Here is a 24400-nt window from a genome sequence, read left to right as displayed (position 1 = left end):
CTGTACGGACGGGAGTCTAGGGCCTGCTAAAGAGACCGTAAGCAGCCCGTCACGCCAGGACCACCCCGCACGGGCAGGACCGGGCCAGGAGACGGTCCCGGCCCCGTCCTGGGAGGCGGGCAGTCGACGGACCGGAGGCGGGCCGGTCCCTCGACGGAGGCGGGCCGGTCCCTTGGCAAAGACGGTCCGGACCGGGGGCGGGGCGGAGTCGGGGAAGCGGAGAGCAGGACGCGGGAAGACAGGGGAGCACATCCCGGTGCGTACCGCGAGCTCGCGGGTCCCGGCATGACGGGGGTGGGGTTTTCCCCCGTGCATCGGGGCGGCCCACCTCATGGCGCCGCGGCGCGCCGCCGGGCACGCTTGCGGATATGACCGAACGCATCACGCTCACCGGCCCGCCGGGAAGAACCTCCGGCGCTGTGCCGGGCGGCCCGCCGGGCACGGCGGACGACGCCCCGTCCGGCGGACGTCCCGACGGCGACAGCCTGCCTCCCGCACGCCTCGCCTACGACCCGCAGACGTGGCGGGAGATCGCGTATCTCCTGGTCAACCTGCCGGTCGCGCTCGTCGGTTTCATCTACGTCGCGACGCTGATGTTCACGGGTGCGGGGCTCGCCGTGACGGTCGTCGGGCTGCCGCTGCTCGCGGGCGGGCTGCGGGGTGCTCGTCAGCTGGGCAAGGCGGAGCGAGCGCGGGCCCGGGCGCTGCTCGGGCTGCGGATCGACGAGCCCAGCCCGCTGCCGGTGCGCCGGACCGGGTTCTTCGGCTGGCTGTGGTCGAGCCTGAAGGACCCGGTGGGCTGGCGGACGGTGCTGTACGACTTCATCCGGCTGCCGTGGGGCATCGTCACCTTCACGGTGACGCTCACGGGGCTGTTCGTGCTGTGGCCGGTGCTGCCGTTCGTCGCGCGGGCGCTGACGAACGTGGACCGGGCCCTGGTCCGCGGGCTGCTGTCACCGTCCGACGAGCTGGAGCGGCGGATCGCCGAACTGGAGTCCGACCGGGGGGTCGTGGTCGACACCGCGGCGGCGGACCTGCGCCGCATCGAGCGCGATCTGCACGACGGGGCGCAGGCCCGGCTGGTGAACCTGGCGATGGGGCTGGGCCTGGCCAAGGAGAAGCTGCTGGAGGATCCCGACGCGGCGGCGGCCATGGTCGACGAGGCGCACGGCGAGGTGAAGCTCGCGCTGCAGGAACTGCGCGACCTGGCCCGCGGCATCCACCCCGCGGTCCTCACCGACCGCGGCCTGGACGCGGCGCTGTCCGCGGTCGCGTCCCGCTGCACGGTGCCGGTGAAGGTGACGGCCGAGCTGGAGAGTCGGCCGGCGGCGGCGATCGAGGGCATCGCCTACTTCACGGTCTCCGAGCTGCTGCAGAACGTGAGCAAGCACAGCGGGGCGCGGTCCGCGTCCGTCGACGTGTGGCGGGCGGACGACCGGCTGCTCATACAGGTGTGGGACGACGGCCGCGGCGGGGCCAGTCTCGACGGCGGTACGGGGATGGCGGGCCTCGCGGACCGGCTCGGCGCGGTCGACGGGCTGTTCGTCATCGAGTCGCCGGTCGGTGGCCCGACCGTCGTCACGGCGGAGCTGCCGTGGCGGGACCGGCGTGACGACGCCGTCCGCTGAGCCGCCGCGCACCGGCGTCCAGGCCGGCCCCGCCACGAGCCCGGCCCCGCCACACGCCCGGCCCCGCCACGAGCCCAGCCGAGCCACGAGCCCGGCCCCGCCACGAGCCCGGCCGAGCCAAGAGCCCGGCCGAGCCACCTGCCCCAGGGCGATCCGCGCACCGGGGCATCGCACGCCCGGAGGCTCCATCCGCCCCTGACGTGCCGGCGTCGGCGAGGCCCGGGTGGCGGCCCCACGCACGGGTGGCGGCGGTCCCGTGCTCGACGACGCCATGGGGAACGCGTACGGCACGTGCGGGGCGTCGTGCCGTACGCCCGTGCGGGGCCTCGCACGGGCCGAGGTAGGGAAAACCCCCGCCCCGAGACGCCGACGCGCTCCATGGTCCGGGGAGGCCGTGAGCAGCAGAGTTGAGACACCAGCCGACGAGCGGGTCGAGACGAGCAGAACGGACGGGGCGATGGCCACGGAGTCCACGGAGTACGGACAGGGATACGGGTACCGCGGCGGGCCCGGTTCCCGGGGGACGGATGCCGGTGAGCGACGGCGTCGGCTCCCGACCGCGCTGCGGGCGCCGGTCGAGGCCCGCAGCTGGCGTGAGCTCGGCTACGTGATGCTGAGCCTGCCGCTCGGGATCATCATGTTCACGTTCGCCGTCACGATGGTCTCGCTCGGTGCCGGCCTGCTGGTCACCTTCCTGGGGATCCCGGTGCTCGCCGCCGGTCTCGCCGGCTGCCGCGGCTTCGGCGCGCTGGAGCGGGCGCGGGCACGCGGACTGCTCGGCGCCGAGGTGGCCGAGCCGGAGCCGCTGCGGATGAAGAAGCGGGGAGCGGGCGCGTGGATGGGCGCCATGCTCAAGAGCGGCACGTCGTGGCGGCACCTGCTGTACACGGTGGTCCAGTTCCCGTGGTCGGTGTTCTCCTTCGTGGTGGCGCTCGCCTTCTGGTCGTACGGCTGGCTGATGCTCACCTATCCGCTGTGGTTCTGGCTCTTCCCGATGTACGGGGGACAGGGCGGGCTCCAGCTGTACGGCGACGGGACGCACTCCGTCTACCTCGACAACCCGTTCGAGATAGCGGTGACCGCGGTGGTGGGGCTGCTCTTCACGATGGCCACGCCGTGGATCGTGCGGGCGCTGACGACGGTGGACCGGCTGATGGTGCACGGGCTGCTCGGTCCGTCACGGCTGGCGACGCGGGTGGTGGAGCTGGAGTCGGACCGCGGGGTGGTCGTGGACACGGCGGCGGCGGACCTGCGCCGCATCGAGCGCGATCTGCACGACGGGGCGCAGGCCCGGCTGGTCGCTCTGGCGATGGACCTGGGTCTGGCCAAGGAGAAGCTGACGGAGGACCCGCAGGCCGCGGCGCGGATGGTGGACGAGGCGCACGGCGAGGTGAAGACCGCGTTGCAGGAGCTGCGTGACCTGGCCCGCGGCATCCACCCCGCGGTCCTCACCGACCGCGGCCTGGACGCGGCACTGTCCGCGGTCGCGTCCCGCTGCACCGTTCCGGTGCAGGTAGAGGTCGATCTGCCGGCGCGGCCCGCCCCCGCGATCGAGGGGATCGCCTACTTCACCGTCTCCGAGCTGCTGCAGAACATCAGCAAGCACTCCCGGGCCACGCGCGCCACGGTGGACGTGTGGCGGGTGGAGAACCGGCTGATGCTCCAGGTCACCGACAACGGCTTGGGTGGGGCCGACGTCTCCGCCGGGTCGGGGCTCGCGGGGCTCGCGGAGCGGCTCGACGCCGTGGACGGGATCCTGGTGGTGGACTCCCCTGTGGCCGGGCCGACCCGGGTCACGGCGGAGCTGCCCTGGCGCGGCTGACCGGCGGCCGGGCCTCGCGCGGTCGGGCCTCGCGCGGTCGGCCCTCGCGCGGCCGGCCCTCGCGCGGCCGGCGGGCCGTGGCTCTCCTGGGCCTCGCCTCCGGTCCGGTGGGTGGGTCGAGTCCGTGCCGGTGGGTGGGTCGGGTGAGTGGGTCGCCTCCGGTCCGGTGGGTGGGTCGCCTCCGGTCCGGTGGGTGGGTCGGGTCCGTGCCGGTGATCCGCCCGTTGCAGCCGTTGTGCGGGGCGGTGCTGGTAGGACCTCGGTGGGTGGGTGGCGCCGTCCGCAACGGGCATTTGATTCACCGGCACGGCCCCTTCCGTGAGCGGGCGAGTGCGGGCGGCAGTGGGTTGCGACCGCAGGTGAGAGGGCGTGTGAGGTGCGCGGGGGCCGTCGGCTCAGCCCCTTCCGGGGGACGCCGGGGGACGGCCGCAGTGGGTCGGGGCGGTGGGCGAGAGGGCGGGCCGGGTGCGCGGGGGCCGTCGGCGCAGCCCCTTCCGTGGGACGCCGGGTGCGGGCCGCAGTGGGTTGCGGCCGTGGGCGAGGGCGGGCCAGGTGCGCGGGGCTCACCGGCGCGGTCTTCCGCGCGTGGGTGGGCCCGTGAGGTGGTGGATGCGCTCAGGTTCCGCCTCTGGCCCGGGACGGGCCGAAAACCGGCGCTCCAGCGGGGCGCGCAGTGATCATTATCGGTCGCGTGGCGGCCGAAACCCGAAGTCATGCCTCCCTAATCCCGTTGCCCGGGCGCAGGCCGGTCCGAATGCTGGAATGCTGGGGTCTGTCGTACGAGCGGGGACGAACCCGGCACGGGCCGGGAGCGGACCCCGGACGGACCGGGACACCCTCGGTCCGGTCCGGGGACGGGCTCTGGGGGGCCGAGAATCGTGGAGGACAGGGTGCGGGTGGTCATCGCCGAGGATTCAGTGCTGCTCAGGGAGGGCCTGACCCGGTTGTTGACGGACCGCGGGCACGACGTCGTGGCCGGTGTGGGCGACGGTGAGGCGCTGATCAAGACCATCACCGAGTTCGCGGCGCAGGACGCGCTGCCGGACGTCGTCGTCGCCGATGTGCGGATGCCGCCGACGCACACCGACGAGGGGGTCAGGGCCGCGGTACAGCTGCGCAAGGCGCATCCCGGCCTCGGTGTGCTCGTGCTGTCGCAGTACGTGGAGGAGCAGTACGCCACCGAACTGCTGGCCGGTTCCAGCCGCGGGGTCGGCTATCTGCTCAAGGACCGCGTGGCCGAGGTGCGGGAGTTCGTGGACGCGGTGGTGCGGGTGGCCCAGGGGGGCACCGCGCTCGATCCGGAGGTCGTGGCGCAGCTGCTCGGGCGCAGCCGCAAGCAGGACGTGCTGGCCGGGCTCACGCCCCGGGAGCGGGAGGTCCTGGGGCTGATGGCCGAAGGGCGGACGAACTCGGCGATCGCACGGCAGCTGGTGGTCAGCGACGGAGCCGTCGAGAAGCACGTCAGCAACATCTTCCTGAAGCTGGGACTGTCGCCGAGTGACGGGGATCACCGGCGTGTTCTCGCCGTCCTCACCTACCTGAACTCATGACGGGCTGACACTGTGTCAGTTATGGGGCGAGGCTCGGCGCAGCACGGGCCCCGCCGCACGAAAAGCCCACAACAAGCCCAGAACCGACGGACGAGCCGGGAGCGTCATCCAGGAAAGAACCCGGGGGGCGGGTAAATCATGACAAGTCAGGGTGCCAGGCCGTCTCAGATTGATGTCCATCATGTGAATGGCCACGGGAAGGCGACCCTTACCGACGTAGGGTTGAAAAGGGGAAGGTCCGCGGGAAGGCCGCTCCCCGACAGCCGCCTCGAAGGAGGTCCAGTTCAGTGACGAGCCAGGTCAGTAGCCCAGCGGAGCATGCCGATGGAGCCGTCGTAGGGGAACAGCGCAAACCGGCCGGGACGAAGGACGTCCGCCGGCTGGACCGGGTGATCATCCGGTTCGCGGGGGACTCCGGTGACGGTATGCAGCTCACCGGCGACCGCTTCACCTCCGAGACCGCTTCCTTCGGCAACGACCTCTCGACCCTGCCGAACTTCCCTGCCGAGATCCGAGCGCCCGCAGGCACCCTGCCGGGCGTTTCGTCGTTCCAGCTGCACTTCGCGGACCACGACATCCTCACGCCCGGTGACGCGCCGAACGTGCTGGTCGCGATGAATCCGGCCGCCCTGAAGGCGAACATCGGGGACGTGCCGCGCGGCGCGGAGATCATCGTCAACACGGACGAGTTCACCAAGCGGGCGATGACGAAGGTCGGCTACGCGAACAGTCCGCTGGAGGACGGCTCCCTGGACGGCTTCAACGTCCACCCGGTGCCGCTGACCACGCTCACGGTCGAGGCGCTCAGGGAGTTCGAGCTCTCGCGCAAGGAGGCCGAGCGCTCGAAGAACATGTTCGCGCTGGGTCTGCTGTCGTGGATGTACCACCGGCCGACCGAGGGGACCGAGAAGTTCCTGCAGAGCAAGTTCGCCAAGAAGCCGGACATCGCCGCGGCGAACATCGCCGCCTTCCGCGCGGGCTGGAACTTCGGCGAGACCACCGAGGACTTCGCCGTCTCCTACGAGGTGGCGCCGGCCGCGAAGACGTTCCCGACCGGCACCTACCGGAACATCTCGGGGAACCTGGCCCTGTCGTACGGTCTCATCGCCGCCTCGCAGCAGGCCGACCTGCCGCTGTACCTCGGCTCGTACCCGATCACGCCGGCCTCCGACATCCTGCACGAGCTGAGCAAGCACAAGAACTTCGGCGTCCGCACCTTCCAGGCCGAGGACGAGATCGCGGGCATCGGGGCGGCCCTGGGCGCCGCGTTCGGCGGTTCGCTCGCCGTCACCACGACCTCGGGGCCGGGTGTGGCGCTGAAGTCGGAGACGATCGGTCTGGCGGTGTCGCTCGAACTGCCGCTGCTGGTTGTCGACATCCAGCGCGGCGGCCCGTCGACGGGCCTGCCCACCAAGACCGAGCAGGCCGACCTGCTCCAGGCGATGTTCGGCCGCAACGGCGAGGCACCCGTCCCGGTCGTCGCTCCGCGCACCCCCGCCGACTGCTTCGACGCGGCCCTGGAAGCCGCCCGGATCGCGCTGACCTACCGCACCCCCGTCTTCCTGCTCTCCGACGGCTACCTCGCCAACGGCAGCGAACCCTGGCGCATCCCCGACACCGACGAACTGCCCGACCTGCGCGTCCAGTTCGCCCAGGGACCCAACCACACCCTGGACGACGGCACCGAGGTCTTCTGGCCGTACAAACGCGACCCGCAGACCCTCGCCCGCCCCTGGGCCATCCCCGGCACCCCCGGCCTGGAACACCGCATCGGCGGCATCGAGAAGGAGGACGGCACGGGCAACATCTCGTACGCCCCTGCCAACCACGACTTCATGGTGCGCACCCGCCAGGCCAAGATCGACGGCATCGACGTCCCCGACGTCGACGTCGACGACCCCTCCGGCCAGGCCCGCACCCTCGTCCTGGGCTGGGGCTCCACCTACGGCCCCATCACCGCCGCCGTCCGCCGGCTGCGCAACGCCGGAGAGCACATCGCGCAGGCCCACCTGCGCCACCTCAACCCCTTCCCACGGAATCTGGGCACGGTGCTGGGGCGTTACGAGAAGGTGGTGATCCCCGAGATGAACCTCGGCCAGCTCGCCACGCTCGTCCGGGCGAAGTACCTGGTGGACGCCCACTCGTACAACCAGGTGAACGGCATGCCGTTCAAGGCCGAGCAACTCGCCACGGCTCTCAAGGAGGCCATCGATGGCTGAGACGTCCACGGAAGGCACGGGCACGATCGAGGCGCTTTCCCTCGTCCCCAAGGCCGAGGCCAGGCAGTCCATGAAGGACTTCAAGTCCGATCAGGAAGTGCGCTGGTGCCCCGGCTGCGGTGACTACGCGATCCTGGCCGCCGTCCAGGGCTTCATGCCCGAACTCGGCCTGGCCAAGGAGAACATCGTCTTCGTCTCCGGCATCGGCTGCTCCTCCCGCTTCCCGTACTACATGAACACGTACGGCATGCACTCCATCCACGGCCGCGCCCCCGCCATCGCCACCGGACTCGCCTCCTCCCGCCGCGACCTGTCCGTCTGGGTCGTCACCGGCGACGGCGACGCCCTCTCCATCGGCGGCAACCACCTCATCCACGCCCTGCGCCGCAACGTCAACCTCAAGATCCTGCTCTTCAACAACCGCATCTACGGCCTCACCAAAGGCCAGTACAGCCCCACCAGCGAAGTCGGCAAGATCACCAAATCCACCCCCATGGGCTCCCTCGACGCCCCCTTCAACCCCGTCTCCCTCGCCCTCGGAGCCGAAGCCTCCTTCGTCGCCCGCACCATCGACTCCGACCGCAAACACCTCACCGACGTCCTGCGCCAGGCCGCCGCCCACCCCGGCACCGCCCTCGTCGAGATCTACCAGAACTGCAACATCTTCAACGACGGCGCCTTCGACGCCCTCAAGGACCAGCAACAGGCCCAGGAAGCCGTCATCCGCCTCGAACACGGCCGGCCCATCCGCTTCGGCACCGACAACACCCGCGGCGTCATCCGCGACCCCCACACCGGGGACCTGAGCGTCGTCACCGTCACCCCCGACAACGAAGCCGACATCCTCGTCCACGACGCCCACTCCCCCTCCCCCACCACCGCCTTCGCCCTCTCCCGCCTCGCCGACCCGCACACCCTGCACCACACCCCCATCGGCGTCCTGCGCGCCGTCGACCGCCCCGTCTACGACACCCAGATGGCCGACCAACTCGACACCGCCATCGAACAGAACGGCAAGGGCGACCTCGCCACACTGCTCGCGGGCGGGGACACCTGGACGGTCGTCGGCTGAGACGCGGCCGCCGCGCGGTGAGTCAGCCCTTCACGAGGCCCGGGAGCTCGCCTCCCGGGCCTCGTCGTATGTGTGGCGGGCCCGCTCCACGTCGTCCATGCGCTCCGCGGTCCACGACGCGAGGGCCTTCACCTGCACGGCGGCCTCCCGTCCCAGGTCGGTGAGCGAGTAGTCGACGCGCGGCGGGATGACCGGTTTGGCGTCGCGGTGCACCAGCCCGTCGCGCTCCAGCGTCTGCAGGGTCTGCGTCAGCATCTTCTCGCTGACCCGCCCGATCGCGCGGCGCAGCTCGCTGAAGCGGAACGGGCGCTCCAGGAGCTCGATCAGGACGAGCACGCCCCAGCGGCTGGTGACGTGCTCCAGGACCAGGCGGTAGGGGCACATCGCCTCGCCGACGGTGTACTTGTTCTCTGCTGCTCCGGTACTTACTGCCATGCCAGTACCTTACTTGAAAGTGGGTACTTTCGCAGAGTTAGTGCACCTCCTAGGGTGAGTGTCAGACCACCCCACAAGGAGTTCACTCATGAGCATCGTCGTCACCGGAGCCACCGGACACCTCGGCCGTCACGTCATCGACGGCCTGCTGGAGAAGGTCCCGGCCTCCGAGATCGTCGCCGTCGTCCGCAGCGAGGAGAAGGCCGCCGACCTCGCCGCCCGCGGCGTCGAGCTGCGCGTGGCCGACTACAGCGCGCCCGAGACCCTGAAGGGCGCCTTCGCCGCCGGCGACAGGGTGCTGCTGATCTCCGGCAACGCGGTCGGGCAGCGCATCCCGCAGCACACCGCCGTGATCGACGCCGCGAAGGAGGCCGGGGTCGCGCAGCTCGCGTACACCGGTGTGCTGGGCGGGCCGGCGGCCGACTTCGAGCTGGCGGACGACCACAAGGGCACCGAGCAGGCGATCCTCGACTCCGGCCTGCCGTACACCTTCCTGCGCAACGGCTGGTACCACGAGAACTACACCGAGAACCTCGCCCCGGTGCTGGAACACGACGCTGTCGTCGCCTCCGCCGGCGAGGGCCGCATCGCCTCCGCCTCCCGCGCCGACTACGCGGCGGCGGCGGTCGCCGTGCTGACCGGCGAGGGGCACGAGAACAAGGCGTACGAGCTGAGCGGCGACACGGCGTGGGGCCTGGCCGAGTACGCGGCCGAGCTGAGCGCGCAGACGGGCCGGGAGATCGCGTACAACAACGTGCCCGGCGAGGTGCTCCAGGGCATTCTCACCGGTGCGGGCCTGCCCGAGCCGTTCGCGGCGATCCTCGTGGACGTCGACGCGGCCGTGGAACGCGGCCTGCTCGCCGGAACCAGCGGCGACCTGTCCCGCCTCATCGGCCGCCCGACCACCCCGCTCGCCGAGTCGATCAAGACCGCGCTGAAGGGCTGAACCCCGCACCCCCGGGGTCCCGTCGCCGCCACCCCCCGCCTGTCATGACCGTATGGCGATACGGGCATGACAGGCGGGGGTCCTCGGCGCTACCTTCTTCGAGACTTCCGCCGCACGAGAGCGGCGGTCACACGAGAAGGAGGCAGCGGTGGCCGCGACGTCGAAGAGCGAGCAGCGCGTAGGTCTGCTGAACGGCTTCGCGGCGTACGGCATGTGGGGGCTCGTCCCTCTCTTCTGGCCGTTGCTGAAGCCCGCCGGGGCGGTCGAGATCCTCGCCCACCGGATGGTCTGGTCCCTCGGCGTGGTCGGCATCGCGCTGCTGGTCATGCGGCGCTGGGCCTGGGCGGGCGAGCTGCTGCGGCAGCCGCGCAAGCTGGGCCTGATCACCGTCGCCGCGGCCGTCATCACGGTCAACTGGGGCGTCTACATCTGGGCCGTCAACAGCGGACACGTGGTGGAGGCGTCACTCGGCTACTTCATCAACCCGCTCGTCACCATCGCGATGGGCGTCCTCATCCTCAAGGAACGGCTGCGGCCCGTGCAGTGGGCGGCCGTCGGCGTCGGCTTCAGCGCGGTCCTCGTCCTCACCATCGGCTACGGCCGGCCACCGTGGATCTCCCTCTGCCTCGCCTTCTCCTTCGCCACCTACGGGCTGGTGAAGAAGAAGGTCAACCTCGGCGGCATCGAGTCGCTCGCCGCCGAGACCGCGATCCAGTTCCTGCCCGCGCTCGCCTACCTGGTGTGGCTGGGCTCCCAGGGAGACGCGACCTTCGCCGCGCAGGGCGGGGGGCACGCCCTGCTGCTCGCCGCGACCGGTGTGGTGACGGCGCTCCCCCTCGTCTGCTTCGGGGCGGCGGCGATCCGCGTGCCGCTGTCGACGCTGGGCCTGTTGCAGTACCTCGCACCGGTCTTCCAGTTCCTGCTCGGCATCCTCTACTTCCACGAGGCCATGCCGGCCGAGCGCTGGGCCGGGTTCGCGCTGGTCTGGCTCGCGCTGTCGCTGCTCACCTTCGACGCGCTGCGCACCGCGCGGCGGGCGGCCCGCCGGCTGCGGGACGCCGGCCGCGCCTCGCAGGCCGAGGTCACCGAGGCCGCGGAGATCGCCGTGGGGACCGAGGTCGTCACCGGCGCGGACGCCGTCGTGAGCCCCGGCACCGCCCCGGACGCCGGCCCGGTCGCCGTCCCGCGGGAGCACGCGTAGGGGGTACTGCCCGGGCACCGCGCCGTCCGGCCGCGGGACCGGTTCGGCGGCCCGGCCTCCGAAGCGCCGGCGGACTGGCAGGATGCCCGCCATGACGCCAACTCCCCTGCACTGGAAGCTCGTCGTCGATTCCTCCGACCCGCACGCCCAGGCCGACTTCTGGGCCGCCGCGCTCCACTACCGGGCCGAGGACAACAGCGCGCTGGTGGAACGGCTGCTGGAGATCGGCGCGCTGCCGGCCGAGGCCACCGTCGACTTCCACGGCCGCGCGACCTTCCGGGACCTGATCGCCGTACGGCATCCGGACGACCCGTACGACGAGGAGAGCGGCACCGGTCTCGGCCGGCGGCTGCTCTTCCAGCGCGTACCGGAGGCCAAGACCGTCAAGAACCGGCTCCATCTCGATCTGCACACGGCGCCGGGAGAGCGCGCGGCCGAGGTCGAGCGGCTGACGGAGCTGGGGGCGAGCGTGTTGCGGCACGTGAAGGAACCGGCCGGCGAGTGGGCGGTGATGGCCGACCCGGAGGGGAACGAGTTCTGCGTGCACTAGCGCCTGCCCCACCATTCCCGGCGCGCCCGAAGGGCGGGACGTACGCGGGGGCCGTGACGTCGGACGTACGGCGCCGCGGGGGCCGTGACTTCGGACGTGCGGCGTCGCGGGGGCCCTGACTTCGGACGTGCGGCGTCGCGGGGGCCCTGACTTCGGACGTGCAGCGCTGCGGGGTTCCGGTATGCGGACGGGGGTGACCGGAATCCGCTCTTGACGGAGCGTCAGCCTCACCCCCACCATCGGGCTCCCCACTCACTGCGGAATTCGGAGCCCCCCACATGAAGCTCTCCGTTCCCGGACGTGCCGTCGCCGCTGCCCTCGTGGCGGCCACCACGCTCCTCACCACCGGTTCCATAGCCGGCGCGGCGCCCGCGTCCCCCCGCGCGGCCGCCGCCCCCGACCTCCCCGTCGCCAACGTCAAGGCGCATCTCGCGCAGTTGCAGTCCATCGCCACCGCCAACGGCGGCAACCGGGCGCACGGCCGTGCCGGCTACAAGGCGTCCATCGACTACGTGAAGGCGAAGCTGGACGCGGCCGGGTTCACCACGACCCTCCAGCAGTTCACCTCGTCCGGACGCACCGGCTACAACCTGATCGCCGACTGGCCCGGCGGCGACTCCAATCAGGTCGTCATGGCCGGATCCCACCTCGACAGCGTGACCGCGGGGCCCGGCATCAACGACAACGGGTCCGGGTCCGCGGCCGTCCTGGAGACGGCGCTCGCCGTGTCCCGCGCGCAGTACAAGCCCACCAAACACCTCCGATTCGCCTGGTGGGGCGCGGAGGAGCTCGGCATGGTCGGCTCCCGGTACTACGTCAACAACCTCTCCTCCGCGAACCGCTCGAAGATCAGCGGCTATCTGAACTTCGACATGATCGGCTCCCCGAACCCCGGCTACTTCGTCTACGACGACGACCCCGCCATCGAGAAGACCTTCAAGGACTACTTCACGGGCCTGGGCATCGCGACGGAGCCGGAGACCGAGGGCGACGGCCGCTCCGACCACGCCCCCTTCAAGAACGCCGGCATCCCGGTCGGCGGCCTCTTCAGCGGCGCCGACTACGTCAAGACGACGGCTCAGGCCGCGAAGTGGGGCGGTACGGCGGGTCAGCCGTTCGACCGCTGCTACCACTCCTCCTGCGACACGACGTCGAACATCAACGACACCGCGCTGGACCGCAACGGCGACGCCCTCGCCCATGCGGTGTGGACGCTGTCGTCCTAGGCAGGCGTCCCGGTCAGCGCCGCGGCCCCGGCGGCGGCGCGGCCGGTGGCCGTGCCGGGCCCGCGACGGGGGTCACCGCCCTCGCCGCGGGCCCCTTGCGGCCCAACTCCCGTACGGTGTCCGCGCGTTCCACGGTGAGCGCGTGGCCGGCGGCCGGCGTGGAGACCGAACGCATCCTGGCGGCGACCACCGCCGGCACGCGCCCGCCGAGGGCGACGTCGGCCGCCACACGCGAGCGCAGGGCGCCGACCCGGGCCAGGTGATGCTGCAACTCGCCCGCGCCGAGCGACTCGACGTGGACGTCCACCGCGGCCCGTACGGCGGCCGGGGGCGTCGGGATCGGAGCGGCGCCCCGCGGGCCTGCGGGCGTCGCCGCGCGATCGGTGCGGCCCCGCTTCCCGGCACCGCCCGGCGTGACGGTGCGCCAACTCATTGTGCCGGTCAGCTCGTTGACGGTCACCTCGGTACGCGGGGCCGGGTCGCCGGCCCGCGGAGCACGGGCACCCGGGCGGGCCGCCCTCGTTCCCGGCTGCGATGAGCGGCGGCGGGCCGCGGCGGCCCGGCCGGCCACGGCACCCGGCTCCCCGAGCCCGGCGACCCCGGACGCGCCGGCCCCGACCGCACCCGCCCCTGGCCGGCCCCCTCCTCGTCCCGCGGGACCGCGCCGCGCGCCCCTGCCGTCACTGACCATGGGCCCGGGGCGTCTGCGCGTAGGGGTTGTCGGCCATGACACGGGCACGCTCGGACAGGCGGCCCATGCGGGTACGCGCCGACTCGAGCTGCTCGATGTCCTCGGCGGCGGGACCGCCGTCGGCCGCGAGCTCCGCCCACACGCCGATCAGGTCACGTCCCAGGTGCAGCCCCTGGAGCGGGTCGCGGACGGCGCGCCAGGCCGCCGCCGCGCTCTGCACGTTGCCGTACGCGGCACGCGGGTCCCGGTGGCGTCGGCGGACCTGTGCGAGGTCCAGCGACAGGTGGAAGGACCTGAGCGCGTCGCCCGCCAAGTAGGCGATGTAAGCGGTCAGTTCGCGCAGCTTCAGCACCTCGGGGTGGTCCTGGCCGAGCGAGTGCGACGCCTCCGCGACGGCCTGCTCCGCCATGCCCGCGGCCGCCTCGATCCGGCCCATCTTCACGGCCTCGTTGATCCGGGCCACGGGCTCCTGGAGGAACTGCGGCGAGCCGTCGCCCTCCGGCGCCTGGTCGAGCACGGCCTCGGCGACGGCGTCGAAGCCCCGCACCGGAGCGGGCTTCGGCTCCGGCTCGGCCTCCGGGTCCAGCAGGGGCGCGGGCTCGCTCGCGGCCTTGCGCACGGGGGCGGGCTCGGCCACCGGGGCCGGCCCGAACTCCCCCGTCGGCGCGGCCACCGCAGCGGCGGCCGACTCGGGCACGGCCCGCAGTACGTGCGTCGCCGCGCTCCCCGGCAGCGGCTTCGGCTCCGGTACGGCACGCAGGACGAACGTCGCGGGCGTGGGCCCCTCCGCGACGGGCTGCGGCGCGGGGGCCGGAGCAGGCGCGGGGGCCGGCTCGGGCCGCAGCGCGGCAGCGGGCGGCTGCACGGGAGCGGGCGGCTGCGCGGGAGCGGCCTGCGGCTCCGGCGCGGCAGTCGGCCTCGGCGCGGACGCGTGCTCGGACTCCGGCGCGCGAACCGGCTGCGGCGCGGGCCCGAACTCGGCCGCGACGGGAGCGGACTCCGGTGCGGGAGCGGGCTGCGGCGCGGGCCCGAACTCCGCCACGGCAGGCGCGGGCTGCGCGACGGGAGCGGGGGCCCGTTCCGGCGCGGGGGCAACCGCGGGCGACGCGTCCGGCTCGGGCCGCTGCGGCTGCGGCACGGGCCTGAACTCCTGGGTGACAGGCAGGGACGCCGGTGCCGGTTCGGGCAACGGGCGCGGCGCGGGCTGCGGGTCCCGCAGGTGCGCGGGCGCCACCTCGGAATGCAGCTGCAGCGCAGCCGCCGGAGCGGGCTCGGTCCCGGGAGCCGCACCCGACTCGGGCCGGACGACCGCGGCGGGCCGCTGCTGCGGCTCCGGTGCGGCGACGGGCCGCGGCTCCTCGATCGGCCGCGGCGCAGGCGCGAACTCCGGCCGCGAGACGGGCGCGTGCTCGGGCTCCGGCACAGGGGCGGGAGCAACCGCGGTCGCCACGTCCGGCTCGGGCAGCAATACCGCCGCGGGCCGCTGCTGCGGCTCTGGCGCGGGGGGAGCAGGAGCGGGTGCGGGTGCGGGTGCCACCTCCGGCTCGGGCCGCAGCGCAGGCGCGGGAGCAGGGGCGGGTGTCGGCTCCGGCGCGCGGACCGGCTCCGGCGCGGCGACCGGCCGCGGCTCCGCGATCGGCCCCCCTGCCGGCCCGAACTCCGGCCGCGACACCGGCGCGTGCTCGGGTTCCGGTACGAAGGCGGGAGCGGGCGCGGGCGCCACGTCCGGCTCGGGCCGCAGCACCGCCGCGGGCCGCTGCTGCGGCTCCGGCGCGAGGGCGGGAGCGGGAGCGGGCACGGGCTCGGGCGCGCGGACCGGCTGCGGCGCGGGCCCGAACTCGGCCGCGACGGGCGCGGACTCCGGTGCGGGAACGGGCCGCGGCGCAGGCGCGAACTCCGGTGCCACGGGGGCCGCCTGCGGCACGGGAGCCGGTGTCGGCGCGGGCTGCGTCTCCGGCGCGGGCACCGGCCGCGGCGCGGGAGCCGGCTGCGGTGCGGGGGCGGGCTCCGGGGCCGGCTGGAGGTCCGGTTCCGGTACCGCGCGCAGGACGTACGTCGCCTTGTCCCGGTGAGGAACCGGCGCCGCCCCCTCCCCGGACACCGGCGTCTGCGGCTGGGCCTGGGACACCGGCGCGGGCGCCTGCGGCTGGACCGGGGAAACCGGCGCCTGTGGCTGGGCCTGGGGCGCCGGCCCGGTCTGCCGCGGCTCCGGTCGCGCCGACGGCTCCGGCTCGGCGGCCGTCACCGGTGCCCCCGGGCCCACCCGCACGGGCTCCCCGGCGTACTGGCTGGACCCGTCCACGTGCACCTGGAGCGGCACGACGTACCCGATGCGCTCGTCGTCGACGGTGGCGAGGACCGGATGGCCGGTGGCGAGGACGAGCCGGTGCAGGTAGGTGAGGACGGCGGCCTGGACGGTCTCGCCGGGCGCGGCGACGACCGGCATCCCGCCGACCGTCGCGCCACCGCCCGTACGGTCCGCGGTCACCGGCACGTGCACCTCGATCGGCGTCACCCCGGTGGCCGGCTGCCCTCCGGGGGCGACACCGCCCGAGCGCTGCCGCTTGAGTTCCCGCTTCTGTTCGCGGCTGAGTCGAGACATCGGTTCCCTCACTCGGGGTGTTCGGTCGAGGCGGCGGAGGACGGAGTCGAGGAGGACGCGGCGGACGATTCCGGGGACGGGGGGACCGCGGCCTCCACCGCGTTCACCTCGTCGACGTGCCACGGCCGGCCCTTCCCTGCCCGCGTGAGCTTGAGGAAGACGTTCGCGCGCGGCCCGGTGCCCGTCCAGCCGTCACGGCCGTGCGCCGTGCCGTCGACGTAGAGGGCGCGGTAGGCGAGGACGGCCGTGTCCCTGGGGCCGTCGCCGTCGTCGTCGGGGGTCACCTCCACCGTGGTCCAGGCCTTGTGCCCGGCCCAGGTGTTCCAGGCGTCGCCCGCACCGCTGGCCGGCCGGTAGGACCGCTCGGCAGCGGCCTTCTTCGCCGTGAACCAGCGCGCCGAGCGCAGCACGGCGTCGTGCGGACCGGAGTCGTACTTCGTGTCATGGCCGTACGCCACCTCCGCCCACGCCTCCGATACGTCCGTCGCGTCCGTCCCGTCGACGCCCGACGGGCTCGGCACCCGCGCGTCCGCGCCCAGCGGCTTGCCGGACGGGAGGGGTGCCTTCGGCGCCACCGAGGGCACCGCGGAGGGCGACGCACCCGGCGCACCCACCACATCACGATGGTCCTGCAGGCCACAGCCCGTCAACGCCACCAGGCCCGTCACGGACACGACCGCGACGGCGATCGTCCTCGTTCGCGTGCTCATCGTCGCCTCCCTCCCTCTCACTTCAGCCCCAGCCAGGGTGCCGGGTCCACGTACTTGTTGTTCTGCTGGACCTCGAAGTGCGCGTGCGGTCCGGTCGAGTAGCCGGTGGAGCCCACCGCGCCGACCTTCTGACCGACCTTCACCTTCTGACCGACACGGACGCTGAGGGCGGACATGTGGTTGTAGGTGGTCGATATCTGGTCGCCGTCGATGGTTCCGTGGGAGATCACGACACGGTTTCCGTACCCGTTGGACCATCCGGCGAAGGTGACCGTCCCGTCCCGGGCCGCCATGAACCGCGTACCGGCCGCGGCGCCGAAGTCGATGCCCGTGTGCAGCTTTCTGACGTGCAGGATCGGGTGCATGCGCATGCCGTACGGCGAGGTGATGGGCGGCTTGCCGGGAAGCGGCATCGCCATCTGCTGCCCGTCGGGGATCTTGCCCGGCGGGTCGTCCACCGACTCGTACTTGGCGATGAGCGACTTGATCGTGGCGACGTAGTTCTGGGTCTCGGTGTACGGGGGCATGCCGCCGTACTGGTGCACCGCGCCCGGTCCCGCGTTGTACGCGGCGAGCGCGAGGTCCAGGGTCTCGCCGCGCGCCTCACCACGGTTCTTGTAGCCCTCGACCTGCTTGGCGAGCGCGCAGTCGTAGCGGCCCTGGGCCATGATCGCGTCGCCCGGATCGTACGGGGACACCCGGCCGTTGCCGTCGTCGTCCCGTCCCCAGGTCTGCCAGGTCCCGGGCATGAACTGCGACAACCCCTCGGCGCCCACGGGCGACTGGGCATTGGGGTTCCAGCCCGACTCCGCCTCGATCTGCGCGGCGATGACGGCGGGCTTGATGACGTCGCACAACGCGCCCGCCTTGAGGACCCACGGAACGTACTGCTGCGGAACGGCGCCGTCCTTCAACCCGCCGCCACCGCCCGCCCCGCCGCCGTCCTCACTCGATGCCCCGCTCACTCCGACCATCATGACCACCGGCATGATCACCGCGGCTATGCAACCGCCGACCACCCAGGTCATGGTGCTTCCGCCCCCGTTGGACATGGGCTCCCCTCAGCCTCAAGATCCGGTCGTGTACATGCTGTTGAGTCTCTCGGCTCCCACCCGTTGCCTGCGTCACCGCGACGTCACAGGCTCGTCCCAGGAACTCACACCCCGTTACCTAACCTGTTCGGGCGACGTGAAGATCGGTGGGGCCGACGACGGAGGAGAGTGGCGATGAAGGGGGTCGCGATGCAGGGGAACGAACGGCACGGGCCGGACGGGCCCGAGATCTGGATCCGCGGTCCGGTCGGCGAACCGGATCCGCGGCAGCGCGAGGAGGGGCCCGCGCCCGCTCAAGCCGTCGTCAGTCCACGGCAGTTCGCCTGGGTCGCCACGCACGGCGGGGCCGGCGCCTCGACGCTCGCCACCGTCTTCGGCGGTCACGACGCGGGCCGCAGCTGGCCGCGGCCGGACCAGGGCGAGCCGGGCTCGGTGCTGCTCGTCGGCCGGACGCACGCCGCCGGTCTGGAGGCCGTCTCGCACACGCTCGACATCTTCCGGCGCGGCGACGCGCCGCCGGGGCTCGACCTCGACGCCATCGTCCTGGTCGCGGACGCACCCGGCCGGCTGCCCCGTCAACTCGCCCAGCGCATCAAGGTGATCAGCTCCGTCATCGACGTCTACCGGGTGCCGTGGGTGCCCGACTGGCGCACCGGCGACCTGACCGGACCGCTGCCGCGCGAGATCACATCACTGGCCCGACTGACCGGGAGGACCACCCCATGAGCACCCTGCACGCCCTGACCGGCACACTGGCCGCGGGCCCGCCCACCGGTGTCACCAGAGAGCTCGACTTCGTGCTCAACCTCATCGCCTGGCTGGTCACCGCGGCCGGTGTGGCGGGGCTGCTGATCGTGGGCAGCCGGATGGCGCTGGCCGTGAAGACCGGTGACGGGGACGAGCACATGAGCCAGTTCCTGATGGTGATGGGCGCCTGTGTCATCGGCGCCACGGCGGGCCCGATCGTCGGCTTCGTCATCTGAGCCGTCGCCCCCGTCGACGCGCCCCTCTGTTTTGAGGGGTGAGCTCCCCCTCGTTCGTTTCCACCTGAGGCACCCTCACTTCGCAGTGAGGGTGCCTCAGTTCGTCGCGCCCGGCCGTCGTCCCACGTGCTACTTGATGACGAACTCTTCCCGTGTGTCACGGACACGTCACCGACAGGTGCTGGATCACTACATCGCTTGGCCGGACCCCACAGCAGTCGCCAAGCTCACTGTGCAACCGGGAACCCGGGCGCCACACCGCCCTCGTCCCTCCTGCGCGACCGCTCAAGCACCGCTCACAGCAAGCACGTTGTCGGCGAGGCAGCCGACCACATCGGGGAGAAGCCATGTTCAAGGCGATTGCAGCCAAGGCACACGAGTACATCTATCTGGCGGACGGAAAGGTCCCCGACCCCAACCGCAACGCGCCGGGCGCACTGACCGGCAAGGTCGACACCGTCCTCGGCATCCTCGCCTGGGCCGGCACCGCGGCGGGCGTCGCGGGTGTGCTCATCACCGGCGCGATGATGGCGATCTCCATGCGCCGCGGCGAGGGCTCGGAGCACATGGGCCGCCTCGGCATGGTCCTCGGCGGCTGTGTCCTGGTCGCCACCGCGGGTCCTGTCGTCACCTTCGTCTTCGCCTGACCGCCGGGCGACCGGACGAACCGATTCGACGACCCGATCCGAAGGGAGCGCAAACCATGCTGAACTCCGGCCGGTCCCAAGGGGGCAGCGGGGAGTGGGAGCAGCCGTTCTGGCAGCAGCGAGGCTGGATCCTGTCGGCCGGGTTCCTGCTGGTGCTGCTCGTTCTCGCCGTCTTCACGATGCTGGACGGCGGCGGCGGACGGTCGCCGCAGGCGTCGGGCGACCCGGACCCGAATCCGACCTCGTCCTCCGGCTCGCACTCGGGCGGGGGCAAGGAGGGTGCGGACGCCCGGCCCGCCGGCTGCCGTACCGACGACAGCGACCAGGCGAAGCCGACGAGCGTGCCGAAGGACTTCACCTGGAAGGCCGACGGCACCGGCCTGGTGCCGGTCTCGAAGACGGTGGGCCCGCTCAAGTACGACGGACCGGTCTGGTCCTGCTTCGCGCACACGCCGATGGGCGCCGTGCTGGCCGCCCACGCCATCACCGACCACCTCAGCTACCAGGGCTGGCGCGAGGTCGTGGACCGTCAGGTCGTCGCCGGCCCCGGCCGCGACGCGCTGATCCGCAGCCGCACCGCCGAGGGCGACAAGCCCAGCTCGGGTTCGCAGGACGCGGGCGGCTACGCCGGCTTCACGGTCCTGTCCTACGACAAGCAGAAGACGACGGTGATGGTCGTGGTCCGCGTCCCCGGCAAGGACGCCTACGGCACCGCGTCGGTGACCATGCGCTGGGACGACGGCGACTGGAAGCTCGCGCCGGACGCCGACGGCACGGTCTATTCCGGTATGTCGCAGGTCAGCGGCACCAAGGGCTTCGTCACGTGGGGGGCGTGAGATGAGTTGCAGCTGGAAGATCGTCGACTGTGTGATCGACGAGGTCGGTTCGGAGTTCACCGAGGGTGCCGTCACCGTCTTCGCCAAGGCCATCGGTGACGCCGCGGCCGAGGTGCTCAAGGCGCTCAACGGCGTCTGGATGCACGTCGACGTGGACGACCCCTCCCAGCCCATCGGGCTCATCGACGCGGAGATCGACTGGATCGTCGCGTACGTGGCCGTGGCGTCGCTGCTGGTGGCCGCGATCAGAATGGCCCTGGAACGCAAGGGCCAGCCCATGAAGCAGGCCTTCATGGGCATGTGGAAGGTCATCCTGGTCGGCGCGGTCGCCGTGCCGGTGGTGCAGGCGCTGACCAAGGCGTCGGACCTGTACGCCCAGCACGTGTACGCCAAGTCCGACCTAGGCGACCGCGCGTCGACGATGCTCGGCGTCATCACGCTCAACCAACCGGGTCTGGTGCTCATCTTCGGTCTGCTGGTGATGCTGTCGAGCTTCGTGCAGATCTGTCTGATGTACATCCGCATCGGTGTCCTGATCATGCTCGTCGGCACACTGCCGCTGGCCGCCGCCTCCTCGATGACCGGGTGGGGCGAGGGCTGGTGGAAGAAGCACGTCGGCTGGCTCGGGGCCTGGCTGCTCTACAAGCCGGCCGCGGCACTGATCATCTATTCGGCCACGTCGATGACGCAGGACACCAAGAACCTCGACCAGACCATCGCCGGCATGGGCATGCTGATCATGGCGGTCTTCGCCCTGCCGGCCCTGCTCAAGCTGATCGTCCCCGCGACGGCTGCCCTCGGCGGCACCTCCGGCGGCACGGTCGCACTCAACGCGGCCAACAACGTGGCCACCGGGGCCGTGAGCATCGCCGCGGGCGGTGCCGGCGGCGGCGGTGGAGGCGGCGGCGGTGCGGCCGGTCCCAAGGGCTCGCCGTCCGCGGGTGCCGGCTCCTCCGCCGGCGGGGCCGGTGGCGCGGGAGGCGCCGCCGCAGGAGGCGGTGCCGCCGCGGCGGGAGCCGCCACGGGTGGCGCGGCCCTCGCGGTGCAGGCCGCCGCGGTCGCCGTGCAGACCGGTGTCGCAGCCGCCTCGGAAGTCGCCAACTCCCTTGACGACAACGACGGCATGAAGGGCCACAACCAGTAGGCAGCAGGCCGCCAGGCCCCGGGAGCGGGGCGGGCCGCCCGACGAGGCGGCGCCCCGCTCCCCCGTCCCCGTACACCCGAAGCACTTTGAGTCGAGCCGGAAGAAGGAACCCCATGTCCACCGACGCCATGACGCGTCCCACGTACGGGAACTGGCGCAGGCCCCGCCGTCCCGGACTCGGTCCGCTGGGTCTGCTCGGCACCGTCGTCGCCTTCGGCGGACTGCTGGTGGCACTGCTGGCGTCACTGGTGTCGCTGCTGGCCGCGGTGGTCGTGCTGGTGCCGGTCGCGCTGTTCCTCGCCCCGCTGGCGCTGCGCACCGTCGACGGCCGCAACGTCTACCAGGTCCTCGCGATCCGCATCGGCTGGATGAAGCGCAAGGCGAACGGCTCGCACACCTACGTCTCCGGGCCGCTGTCCAAGCGTCCCGGCGGGCGCTACCAGCCGCCGGGCCTGCTGGCCCGCACCAAGATGTACGAGGGCCGCGACGCCTACAACCGCTCCTTCGGCGTGCTGCACCACCCGGGCCGCGGCCTGTACACCGTGGTGCTGGCCTGTGAACCGGACGGCGGTTCGCTGGTCGACCCCGAGCAGGTCGACATCTGGGTGGCCTCCTGGGGCGACTGGCTGTCGCGGCTGTCGCACGAGCCGGGTCTGCGCGGCGCGCAGGTCGTCGTGGAGACGGCCCCGGACACCGGGACGCGGCTGGCGGCCGAGGTGCTGCCGCGCATCTCGCCGAACGCTCCGGCGGCGGCCCGCGCCGTGATGGAGGAGGTCGTGGAGCGCTACCCGTCGGCCTCCTCCGAGATGCACACGTACATCGCGCTCACCTACGGCCCCACCGGCGGCCCCAAGCGTGAGGTCGAGGACATCATCACCGATCTGTCGATGCGGCTGCCGGGGCTGCTGTCCGGGCTGGTCGCGGCCGGCGGCGGCAGCGCGTACCCGCTGGCGGCGGAGCGGCTCGCCGAGATCGTGCGGGTGGCGTTCGACCCGGCCGTCGCCCCCGACGTGCTCAGTGCCCGCGCCGAACACTCCACCACCGGGCTGGAGTGGAGCGACGCGGGCCCGGCGGCGGCCGTCGAGACCGTCACCGCGTACAAGCACGACTCGGGTGTCTCGCGCACCTGGATGCTGACGCTCGCGCCGCGCGGCACGGTCAGGTCGAGCGTGCTGCGCGGCCTCCTCGAACCCGCGCCGGGTACCCGGCGCAAGCGGGTCTCCCTCATCTACCGGCCCATCGACCCGGCGACCTCCGCCCGCATCGTGGAGTCCGACCGGCGCTCCGCCCACTTCATGGCGGGCTCACGGCGCGGTCTCGTGCAGGCGCGGGCCAGCTCCGAGATGCAGGCGGCCGAGCAGACCGCCGCCGAGGAGGCGGCGGGCGCGGGGCTCGTGGAGTTCTCGCTGATGGTGACCGTCACCGTCGACGACGAGGAGCAGTTGCAGGACGCGGCCATCACCGTCCGCAACCTGCAGGCCTCGTCCCGCATCCTGATGCGCCCCGCGGACCGTATGCAGGCCTCCGCGTTCACCTGCACGCTGCCGGTCGGCCTGCTGCCGTGGGAGCACACCCTCGTTCCGTACCAGATCCGGGAGGCGCTGTGAGCAAGCAGTCGACGCCGAGGCCGCAGGTGGCACCGCCGCGCGGCTGGTACGGCCCCGCCGGCGGCCAGGTCGGCCACGTCGACCCGCCCGCGCTGTGGCGGGCGACCACCGTGCAGGCGTGCGGGCTGTGGCCGTTCGCGGCGGGCTCCGGCGCGCCCATGACGGGCGTCCCGCTGGGCCAGCACCTGCACACCGGGGCGACGGTGTGCGGCGACCCCATCTCCTGGTTCACGCGGGCCCGTTACATCTCCAACCCGTCCCTGTTCATGCTCGGCATGCCGGGTCTGGGCAAGTCGACGCTGGTCAACCGGATGCTCATCGGGATGTCGGCGACGGGCATCACCCCGCTGGTGCTCGGCGACCTGAAGCCCGACTACGCCGACACGGTCAGGGCGCTGGGCGGCCAGGTCATCTCGATCGGCCGCGGCGTCGGCGGCATCAACGTCCTCGACCCGGGCGCGATGGGCGAGGCGGCGGTGCGCATCGGCGGCGAGCGCGGCCGGGTGCTGGCCGCCGAGGCCCACGGCCGGGTGCTGAACATGGTCGCGGCGCTCATCACAATCGTGCGCGGCCGTCCGATGGACGACCACGAGCAGTCGGTGCTCTCCGCCTGTCTGCACCACCTGGCGGAGCGTACGAAGCCGGGGCGGGCCCCGCTGCTGCCCGATCTGCTGAAGGTGCTCGACGAGGGCCCCGACCGGGTCCGCGCGGTGACGCTGGACCGGGGCAACGTGGCCCGGTACCAGGAGGCCGTGGATCCGCTGCACCGCTCGCTGTTGGGCGTGCTGGACGGCCCCCTCGGCGACACCTTCGCGGCCGAGACGTCGACCCGGATCAACCCGGCGTCCCCCGCCGTGTGCGTGGACATCTCCCGCATCGGTGAGGCGGACACCCAGCTGACCGCGGCCGCGATGCTCGCCGCCTGGTCGGACGGGCTCGGCACGGTGGCCGCCGCGCATGCGCTCGCGGACGCCGGACTGGCCCCGCAGCGCTGGTTCTTCACCGTCCTGGACGAGCTGTGGCGCCCGCTGCGGGCCGCGTCCGGCATCGTCGAGCGGATCGACGCGCTGACCCGGCTCAACCGGTCGCTCGGCCTCGGCGACGCGAAGATCACGCACACGCTGAAGGACGCCGAGGCGCTGGGCAGCGAGGCGGACCGCGCCAAGGCGCGGGGCTTCGTGGAGCGGGCCGGCATGGTCGTCTGCGCGGGCCTTCCCCGTACCGAGATGAAGGAACTCGGCGAGATCGTGGGGATGTCCGAGCGGGAGATCGAACTGGTGTCGTCCTGGTCGTCCCCGCCGGGCTGGGCGAGCACGGGCGGGAACGAGGAGCCGCCCGGCCGCGGCCGGTTCCTGATCAAGGTGGGCGGTCGTCCCGGCATCCCGATCAAGGTGTCCATCACGGACACCGAGCGGGCGCTGCACAACACCAACACGCGCTGGTCGGAGGCCGGTCCGAGCCTGTCCAAGGGCGCGTAGG

General features: G+C 72.7%; 21 protein-coding genes. 16 read left to right on the top strand and 5 right to left on the bottom strand.

The annotated features are described in order from the left end of the window. Window positions 1-368 precede the first annotated feature (368 nt). From ACSYGO_RS27240 to ACSYGO_RS27220, 5 genes are all read left to right on the top strand, one after another. Window positions 369-1628, top strand: coding sequence for a sensor histidine kinase (locus ACSYGO_RS27240; RefSeq protein ID WP_432174911.1), 1260 nt, complete (start codon window positions 369-371; stop codon window positions 1626-1628). A 457-nt stretch (window positions 1629-2085) separates the two neighbouring features. Then, window positions 2086-3450 carry a sensor histidine kinase gene (locus tag ACSYGO_RS27235; RefSeq protein ID WP_435228223.1) on the top strand — a complete coding sequence of 455 codons (1365 nt, stop codon included), beginning with the start codon at window positions 2086-2088 and terminating at the stop codon, window positions 3448-3450. 890 nt (window positions 3451-4340) lie between these two features. After that, window positions 4341-5000 carry a response regulator transcription factor gene (locus ACSYGO_RS27230; RefSeq protein ID WP_306453571.1) on the top strand — a complete coding sequence of 220 codons (660 nt, stop codon included), beginning with the start codon at window positions 4341-4343 and terminating at the stop codon, window positions 4998-5000. 287 nt (window positions 5001-5287) lie between these two features. Continuing rightward, window positions 5288-7219, top strand: a complete 1932-nt coding sequence (locus ACSYGO_RS27225; RefSeq protein ID WP_426680698.1) for a 2-oxoacid:acceptor oxidoreductase subunit alpha — start codon at window positions 5288-5290, stop codon at window positions 7217-7219. Further along, window positions 7212-8291, top strand: a complete 1080-nt coding sequence (locus ACSYGO_RS27220) for a 2-oxoacid:ferredoxin oxidoreductase subunit beta (RefSeq protein ID WP_426680697.1) — start codon at window positions 7212-7214, stop codon at window positions 8289-8291. Before ACSYGO_RS27225 ends, ACSYGO_RS27220 begins: the two co-directional genes overlap by 8 nt. A gap of 30 nt (window positions 8292-8321) precedes the next feature. On the opposite strand, the gene ACSYGO_RS27215 is transcribed toward ACSYGO_RS27220, so the two are convergent. Further along, window positions 8322-8726 (bottom strand): winged helix-turn-helix transcriptional regulator, encoded by a 405-nt coding sequence (locus ACSYGO_RS27215; protein ID WP_426680696.1) that lies wholly within the window; start codon window positions 8724-8726, stop codon window positions 8322-8324. A gap of 88 nt (window positions 8727-8814) precedes the next feature. Here ACSYGO_RS27215 and ACSYGO_RS27210 point away from each other — a divergent pair, with 88 nt between their 5' ends. From ACSYGO_RS27210 to ACSYGO_RS27195, 4 genes are all read left to right on the top strand, one after another. Beyond that, window positions 8815-9672, top strand: coding sequence for an SDR family oxidoreductase (locus ACSYGO_RS27210; protein ID WP_460387979.1), 858 nt, complete (start codon window positions 8815-8817; stop codon window positions 9670-9672). A gap of 148 nt (window positions 9673-9820) precedes the next feature. After that, window positions 9821-10873 carry an EamA family transporter RarD gene (gene rarD, locus ACSYGO_RS27205; RefSeq protein ID WP_460387977.1) on the top strand — a complete coding sequence of 351 codons (1053 nt, stop codon included), beginning with the start codon at window positions 9821-9823 and terminating at the stop codon, window positions 10871-10873. Between the two features lie 82 nt (window positions 10874-10955). Then, entirely contained in the window at window positions 10956-11423 is a 468-nt protein-coding gene (locus tag ACSYGO_RS27200) for a VOC family protein (RefSeq protein WP_460387975.1), read from the top strand. A gap of 278 nt (window positions 11424-11701) precedes the next feature. Then, window positions 11702-12649, top strand: a complete 948-nt coding sequence (locus ACSYGO_RS27195) for a M28 family metallopeptidase (protein ID WP_426680692.1) — start codon at window positions 11702-11704, stop codon at window positions 12647-12649. Window positions 12650-12662: 13 nt separating this feature from the next. On the opposite strand, the gene ACSYGO_RS27190 is transcribed toward ACSYGO_RS27195, so the two are convergent. From ACSYGO_RS27190 to ACSYGO_RS27175, 4 genes are all read right to left on the bottom strand, one after another. Continuing rightward, a complete protein-coding gene (locus tag ACSYGO_RS27190) occupies window positions 12663-13109 on the bottom strand; it encodes a hypothetical protein (protein ID WP_460387973.1) in 447 nt (148 codons plus the stop codon). Between the two features lie 220 nt (window positions 13110-13329). After that, complete coding sequence (locus tag ACSYGO_RS27185) at window positions 13330-15942, bottom strand: hypothetical protein (RefSeq protein ID WP_460387971.1); 2613 nt, start codon at window positions 15940-15942, stop codon at window positions 13330-13332. Between the two features lie 8 nt (window positions 15943-15950). Continuing rightward, window positions 15951-16652, bottom strand: a complete 702-nt coding sequence (locus ACSYGO_RS27180; protein WP_426680689.1) for a hypothetical protein — start codon at window positions 16650-16652, stop codon at window positions 15951-15953. A 17-nt stretch (window positions 16653-16669) separates the two neighbouring features. Further along, window positions 16670-17704, bottom strand: coding sequence for a peptidoglycan DD-metalloendopeptidase family protein (locus ACSYGO_RS27175; RefSeq protein WP_426680688.1), 1035 nt, complete (start codon window positions 17702-17704; stop codon window positions 16670-16672). Between the two features lie 174 nt (window positions 17705-17878). On the opposite strand from ACSYGO_RS27175, the gene ACSYGO_RS27170 reads away from it, so the two are divergent. From ACSYGO_RS27170 to ACSYGO_RS27140, 7 genes are all read left to right on the top strand, one after another. Next, window positions 17879-18430: a DUF6668 family protein gene (locus ACSYGO_RS27170; protein WP_460387968.1), complete on the top strand. Its 552-nt coding sequence runs from the start codon at window positions 17879-17881 to the stop codon at window positions 18428-18430. After that, window positions 18427-18687 carry a hypothetical protein gene (locus ACSYGO_RS27165; RefSeq protein WP_345644744.1) on the top strand — a complete coding sequence of 87 codons (261 nt, stop codon included), beginning with the start codon at window positions 18427-18429 and terminating at the stop codon, window positions 18685-18687. The genes ACSYGO_RS27170 and ACSYGO_RS27165 overlap by 4 nt, the downstream gene beginning before the upstream one ends. A 347-nt stretch (window positions 18688-19034) precedes the next feature. Beyond that, complete coding sequence (locus tag ACSYGO_RS27160; RefSeq protein ID WP_028805325.1) at window positions 19035-19334, top strand: hypothetical protein; 300 nt, start codon at window positions 19035-19037, stop codon at window positions 19332-19334. A 56-nt stretch (window positions 19335-19390) separates the two neighbouring features. After that, complete coding sequence (locus tag ACSYGO_RS27155; RefSeq protein ID WP_095935971.1) at window positions 19391-20170, top strand: hypothetical protein; 780 nt, start codon at window positions 19391-19393, stop codon at window positions 20168-20170. Between the two features lies 1 nt (window position 20171). Next, window positions 20172-21314 carry a hypothetical protein gene (locus tag ACSYGO_RS27150; RefSeq protein WP_460387966.1) on the top strand — a complete coding sequence of 381 codons (1143 nt, stop codon included), beginning with the start codon at window positions 20172-20174 and terminating at the stop codon, window positions 21312-21314. 113 nt (window positions 21315-21427) lie between these two features. Beyond that, window positions 21428-22921 (top strand): SCO6880 family protein, encoded by a 1494-nt coding sequence (locus ACSYGO_RS27145; RefSeq protein WP_345644735.1) that lies wholly within the window; start codon window positions 21428-21430, stop codon window positions 22919-22921. Then, window positions 22918-24399 carry an ATP/GTP-binding protein gene (locus tag ACSYGO_RS27140; RefSeq protein ID WP_426680683.1) on the top strand — a complete coding sequence of 494 codons (1482 nt, stop codon included), beginning with the start codon at window positions 22918-22920 and terminating at the stop codon, window positions 24397-24399. Before ACSYGO_RS27145 ends, ACSYGO_RS27140 begins: the two co-directional genes overlap by 4 nt. The last annotated feature ends 1 nt before the right edge of the window (window position 24400 follow it).

This window comes from Streptomyces krungchingensis (assembly GCF_054729265.1).
This window is presented reverse-complemented; position numbering and strand designations above follow the sequence as displayed.